The sequence below is a fragment of the Helicobacter sp. MIT 03-1614 genome, assembly GCF_000762925.2.
In the GTDB taxonomy this organism is placed as follows: domain Bacteria; phylum Campylobacterota; class Campylobacteria; order Campylobacterales; family Helicobacteraceae; genus Helicobacter_C; species Helicobacter_C hepaticus.
Window position 1 is genome coordinate 1 of record NZ_JRMS02000023.1, and the last position, 5,555, is coordinate 5,555.

The 5,555-nt window shown below is 34.3% G+C and carries 6 protein-coding genes and 1 tRNA gene; 5 read left to right on the plus strand and 2 right to left on the minus strand.

All coding sequences use genetic code 11. From position 1 onward, the window contains the following. From LS66_RS10365 to LS66_RS09870, 3 genes are all read left to right on the plus strand, one after another. Positions 1-1,067: ribonuclease domain-containing protein (locus LS66_RS10365; protein ID WP_305798317.1), on the plus strand; the 1,067-nt coding region annotated here is incomplete at its 5' end. An 11-nt stretch (positions 1,068-1,078) separates the two neighbouring features. Then, positions 1,079-1,561, plus strand: a complete 483-nt coding sequence (locus LS66_RS09865) for a hypothetical protein (protein WP_138092130.1) — start codon at positions 1,079-1,081, stop codon at positions 1,559-1,561. A gap of 89 nt (positions 1,562-1,650) precedes the next feature. Continuing rightward, positions 1,651-2,430, plus strand: coding sequence for a hypothetical protein (locus LS66_RS09870; RefSeq protein WP_034368332.1), 780 nt, complete (start codon positions 1,651-1,653; stop codon positions 2,428-2,430). Positions 2,431-2,659: 229 nt separating this feature from the next. On the opposite strand, the gene LS66_RS09875 is transcribed toward LS66_RS09870, so the two are convergent. Together LS66_RS09875 and LS66_RS09880 are read right to left on the minus strand one after the other, a co-directional pair. Further along, positions 2,660-2,735, minus strand: a tRNA-Lys gene (locus LS66_RS09875). 1,348 nt (positions 2,736-4,083) lie between these two features. Further along, entirely contained in the window at positions 4,084-4,791 is a 708-nt protein-coding gene (locus tag LS66_RS09880) for a LexA family transcriptional regulator (RefSeq protein ID WP_236097030.1), read from the minus strand. Positions 4,792-5,099: 308 nt separating this feature from the next. On the opposite strand from LS66_RS09880, the gene LS66_RS09885 reads away from it, so the two are divergent. Together LS66_RS09885 and LS66_RS09890 are read left to right on the plus strand one after the other, a co-directional pair. Continuing rightward, positions 5,100-5,294 (plus strand): hypothetical protein, encoded by a 195-nt coding sequence (locus tag LS66_RS09885; RefSeq protein WP_034368334.1) that lies wholly within the window; start codon positions 5,100-5,102, stop codon positions 5,292-5,294. Between the two features lie 9 nt (positions 5,295-5,303). Further along, the coding region (locus LS66_RS09890) for a hypothetical protein (RefSeq protein ID WP_138092133.1) at positions 5,304-5,555 on the plus strand (252 nt) is incomplete at its 3' end.

Below are 5,555 nucleotides of genomic sequence, written 5' to 3' on the forward strand. Positions count from 1 at the left end.
TCCACCTCAAAGCCTACTATAACCAAGATAATATCCCAAACAAAGAAAAACAAAGCAATGAACAAAAACGCATTTATCAAGAGCAAAAGAAAGAGACGAGGTGGGGATATATAGTATTTGATAAAGATGAAGATATTGATTTTAAGCTTACAGAACTTACTCAAAACTCTACTATACCTATAACACACCTTAAAGAATTTAAAAGAGTTTATAAAGAAGATTCTATAACAAAATCTGAAAATATTAATAAAATAGATACAAAAATTACACAAATACTAAACAATGCAAATCAAGATTCTAATATTAATAATGCACAATCACAAGATTATCTCTTAGGAGAAGAAATACAAATAGCCTTCAAAGAAGAGTGGCAAGATAAGCAGATAAGATTTTTTGCTTATATAGAGGGTGCCAAAAGTGATGTTAGTGTGGATGTGGAGAAAAAAGTATATCGTTATGCTATAATAACCCACATTATTAAAAGTGAAAGCGATGCTTCTACAATAAATACTTCAGATTCCTCATCATTTACTTGGCAAGATGTGGTTATTGGCATTATTGCATTAATTCCTGCAGTAAAAGGTGCAAGGATTATATATAACATAAGTGGTTTTATCACAAAAAGAGCCCTAAGAATGAGAAGCATACAAAACAAAACAACTATTCAACAGTATGAGCATAAAATCATTCGATATATTGCTCGCTCTATTAATAGAGTAGCTAAACCTAAATATCCAAAACAAAGCATTGGTGCAATGTCGCATAATGTAAGGGTTAGATATGAGGAGAGAGTAAGGAAGAATTGGAAAAGAAGTAGAGGAGAGCCAAATGAAAGGCTTGAAGCTGGTAGAAAGTGGAAAAATGAAATAGCACAACTCCCTACCAAAGATTCTAAAGGTAATCCTATCTTTTATAGGGAACACGATATAAGTATAGCAAGCAGTAAAAATGGTAGAGGTACAGAGAGGATTGTAACAGGACACAATAAAGATGGTAATGTGTTGTATGACTATATCTACTATACACCCAATCATTATTATGATTTCATACATTTGATACCAAAATAAAGGAGGAGACAATGTATTTAGATAAAGAATCAAAAAATTTTAAATACAATATGCAATACGGAATCTACACCATACAAAATGAAAGTGAGATACCACAGAATCTAAAAGAAGATAAATATACTTTTTATGTCAAAATAAATGGTAAAGATATAAAAGATTATTATATTGATTATATGGATATTATGCAAAATGCTTTTTTATTTCACACAAAAGATTGTGTGGGCAATCCCGATGCTTTTAGAGATTGGATGCAAGATTTAGGTTGGCTTACTTATGATGATGGGAATGGCATAGCCTACAAAAATATTATCCTAGTCTTTGAGCATTGGAATGATGTAGGTAAGAGTTTCTTAAGTAGTGGAAAAAAGGTAAGAGAAAAGATATTGGAGGATTTTATAGAAAGTGGAGATTATGATAACTCTTGTGGAGGGATCTTGAGACAGCTTGATTTTCAAGGGTATTTAAAGGTTTTTAACATCTATCTCATACCATAATAAAGCCTATTGCAAACTCGGAGGCACAAGAGGTGCAGAGAGGATTGTAAAATGTTACAACTAAACTCATACTCTCTTGTAATGATTTAGTGACTCAAAATTATTCCACTTATGATATACACAAAATAACAGGTGTGGGCATAATATCAGTAAATAATCAAATAAAAAAACAAGCTAAAGCAGGTGAAGGCATTACTTATAAGAATATCTTACATCTTAAGCAAACTACAACACTTGATGAAAAGATAGACAATACAGATTCTATCCTTGAAGTGAGAATAAACAACATACAAAAACCAATAAAGATAGATACTGCCTTAGAATGTGAAGCTATCTATTATGGCTATAATTTGGTTAAATGGGCTTATATGATACTTCCTACAAAAGATTATAATCCAAACAAAACAGGCTTAATAAAAGATGAGCATTACTATGAACTCCCAAGTGATACCTACAAGGGAAATATAATAACATTTAATCCTAAAGAATATTTGCAAAGCCTACAATCACATCAAGCATCACACATCAATACAGACAGAAGCAATCAAACAAGCTCTCAAAGTCCAAATTCAAAAGCACAAACAAACCATTCACAATCATCATCAAACTCTCAAACCACCAATCCTCCCAACTATTCCCAACAACTCCAATACCTCACACAGGGAGATTATACTTTAGTTATCTTTGCTTATCTACGCTCCCCAGCCTATAAAGCAAATTATACCACCCATACCAAACTAGATTATAAACCTCCACTATCTCTATACTTCAATGGTAAGGAATTACAGATAGTAGAATGGGGAGAGGTGAAAAGGGATAAGCTAGATTCTAGCCAATATGATTTGCTTTCTATAATTTCCCCTGTGTAGATTTTTAACCAGCTCTCTCTATCAACACAATACGGGCACTTACATCAAAAAAGTGGTAACAAATTTGGCTTATTTTGTAAAACCTCCTTGCTTGTTACCGATTTTGTAACCATTTTTTCTTTGCTGCTCTATAAAAATGCTATGTAAAAAATATGTGGAAAAATATTTTGAAAGTGCGCATACCAAGGGTTTCTAATGCCTTCTAATTCCCCTTAAGAACTTTCAATAGTGGTGGACACGCAGAGGATCGAACTCTGGACCCACTGATTAAGAGTCAGTTGCTCTACCAGCTGAGCTACACGTCCTTTTGCATTCTCTTTAAGCTTTGCTCAAAAAGAAGCGGTATTATACTTTATGGAATTTTAGTTTTTGCTTTAGCACAGAGGCTAAAGCTTTAATTTTGCAATGCGTATGAGAGAATCTAAACCCATAAAGCCAACTTTGCAAGTGTAGATAGGCATAAGTGCGAATCAATAGTAAAGGTATATGAGACTAGCGAGTCTAAACCTTTTTCCCGACGCTTCGCGCCACGAAGCGGGCGAGAATAAGGTTGCACTATTAGACTAACGATTTTCTAGTTTATCTGCAAGTGAGGTATATCCTCACTTGCATAAAATAAAATCGCACGAAATGCTAATCCACACTTGCAAAAGGTCTTGCTTTGCAGATATAAAATCTGCTTCGCGCCATTCAATCCCGAAGGGATTTAATCTCGCAAAGGGCGATAGCCCTTGAGGACTAAAGGATACACTTATAACCGCATTTCATTTGGTTATCAAGTGAGATTCTAAGGTTAGATTCTCTAGTCTAATATCTTTTTTATTTTTCTATAAGGAGGAGGGACTTAAATATGCAAGTGTAGGCTAGTGCTAAAGCATAAGCGCAAAGTCAGCTCGGCAATATATGCCTCGCTTTCCCCTACTTTTTTATTGTTATTCGCTAGATTATCCGCTCACCCCCTTACGACGCTTTAAGAGGTTGGCACTTTATGCGATTTAATTTTTATGTCAGCGAAGACATATCTCACTTGTGGGGAGACAAACTTAGAGTCTTGTTTTTGTTTTATAAAAAACAATGAGTTTTGCTTGATATTGAGTATTTCAAAAAAATATTTTTATCTTAAATATTTTTAGATTCTTTATTTATCGCAAAAAGATGTAATCCTGCAAAGCAAAAGGGATTTATCCCCCCCCCTTTTTTTTTGGTAAAGGCTTTTCTATCCTCACTCTAACTTCCCCTAGCACAAAGAAGGGACTTTGTTTTATCCTCCCTCGTGGAATTTCTCTCTTTATTCCCCCTCCCAAAGCGGAGGGGGTGGGGCATAAGAATTAAATATTTTAAATGAAGAATACAGGAGATTCAATTTTCTTTAGAGAAAATATAGACTAGAGAATCTACCTTAAAATCTTTGCTTTGTAAATGTGAATAAGCATTTTGTGCGTATGATAAAATCTCAACAAGGTGTATAGTTTTGTCAGGAATCAAAGTGAGAGAGAAGTTAATCAAATAAAGCAAAGTGCGAGAGAATGAGGAATATTTTAAAAATCAAAGTGAGACTAAATCTTTTGATATTTTTTGACACTTTTTAGACAAAACTGACAAAATCCTCAACAAAACCATACATACTTCAAGGCATAAATCACAATTATAAGCCTACAAAATAGAACGTAATACTTTGCCCACTATACGCACAACTGATTGTGTATCGCGCTCAATGACAAAGCTTTTATAGTCTTTGTTTGCACTAATAATCTCCAAATTACCATTTGGCAGCTTCTGCAAAAGCTTTACCATAAGTTCATTATCATAATTTAACACATATAGCCCATCGCCACGCCATACATCAGATTCCTCAAATATAACCCAGCTATCGGGTAAAAGCATAGGTATCATTGAATAACCATCTACTTGGATTATACGCACCTTTGCATTTGGCGGGGATTTGAAAAAGCCTTTATCTATACACATCACTTCCCCACTCTCATAGCTTTCAAGCTCCATTATATCATTCCCACGTCCTGCACTTGCTTTAATAGAAAGGACAGGGATAGTGTAGAAAGATTGACTAAGGGACGACTTATAGACATTTTCGTTTTCTTCGACTAAGTAACACTCATTAGATGACTTAGTAACATTCTTAGAATGCTGGACATCATTTATAGGATTGCTGGACATTTGCTGGACAAAAAAAGAGTTATTGCTGGACATACCTAACACATCAAATATTTTTTTTAATGTCCCAATCTGTATAGAATCTTCTTCCTGTTCATATCTACGCATAGTCCGTTCTGAAACACCGATAGCCTCTGCTAACTCTATTTGGCTTAATCCCATATCCTCTCTTAATTCCCTAATCATCATAAAATCCTTATTTTTGACAAAATTTACCTATAATACTTGACAATAGGTAGAAAATGTCCTATAATTACATCACTTTTGAGGTAATTATATCATAAAGATAGAAAATCTTAAAAGTGGTCGGGAGGGTGGGAAATCAGCCTGAAAGATTTGAGATGTTATGTTTCAAGTTCAAAAAGGTTGTGAAAATCAAGCTTCAAGTCTTTATCCGAGTAGGCAAACTTAGAATAAAGATAAAAGCTTGATGCAAACAATCTTCCTTCACCTTTTTGGTGGAGGTTAGATTGGATTGTAGCACAAAAGGAGTAAAAATGCAAAAAGATTCTCTTATGCAACAAATGTCTCAAAAAGGCATTAAGCTACGCACTTGGTGCAAGGCGATGTGCTTGAGTGATGCAGATTATTTCATTATAAAAGATATATCTAAGGGTAGAATCAAAGGCATAAGAGGCAAATCAAAAAAGCTAAGAAAACTCTTAGAGCAAAGTGGCTTTAAAGTCGCGTAGGTGGCATAAATGGGACAATGGGTAAGTAGCAGGGAGTTTGCAAAAGCGCATAGCGTTAAAATAGATACCCTATATAAAACAATTCAACGCAATTTAAAATGCGACAAAAAAATTTGTAAAATTATAGGTAAATTTTGTCCTATATTGTATGCAAATGGACATATTGGAGGTAATGCTGGTAAAGTCCTCCGCATTTGGAGTGAGCCTTTTAAGACACAAGGGGAAGCACAAGCATTTATATCATCATCAGAATCTATACAC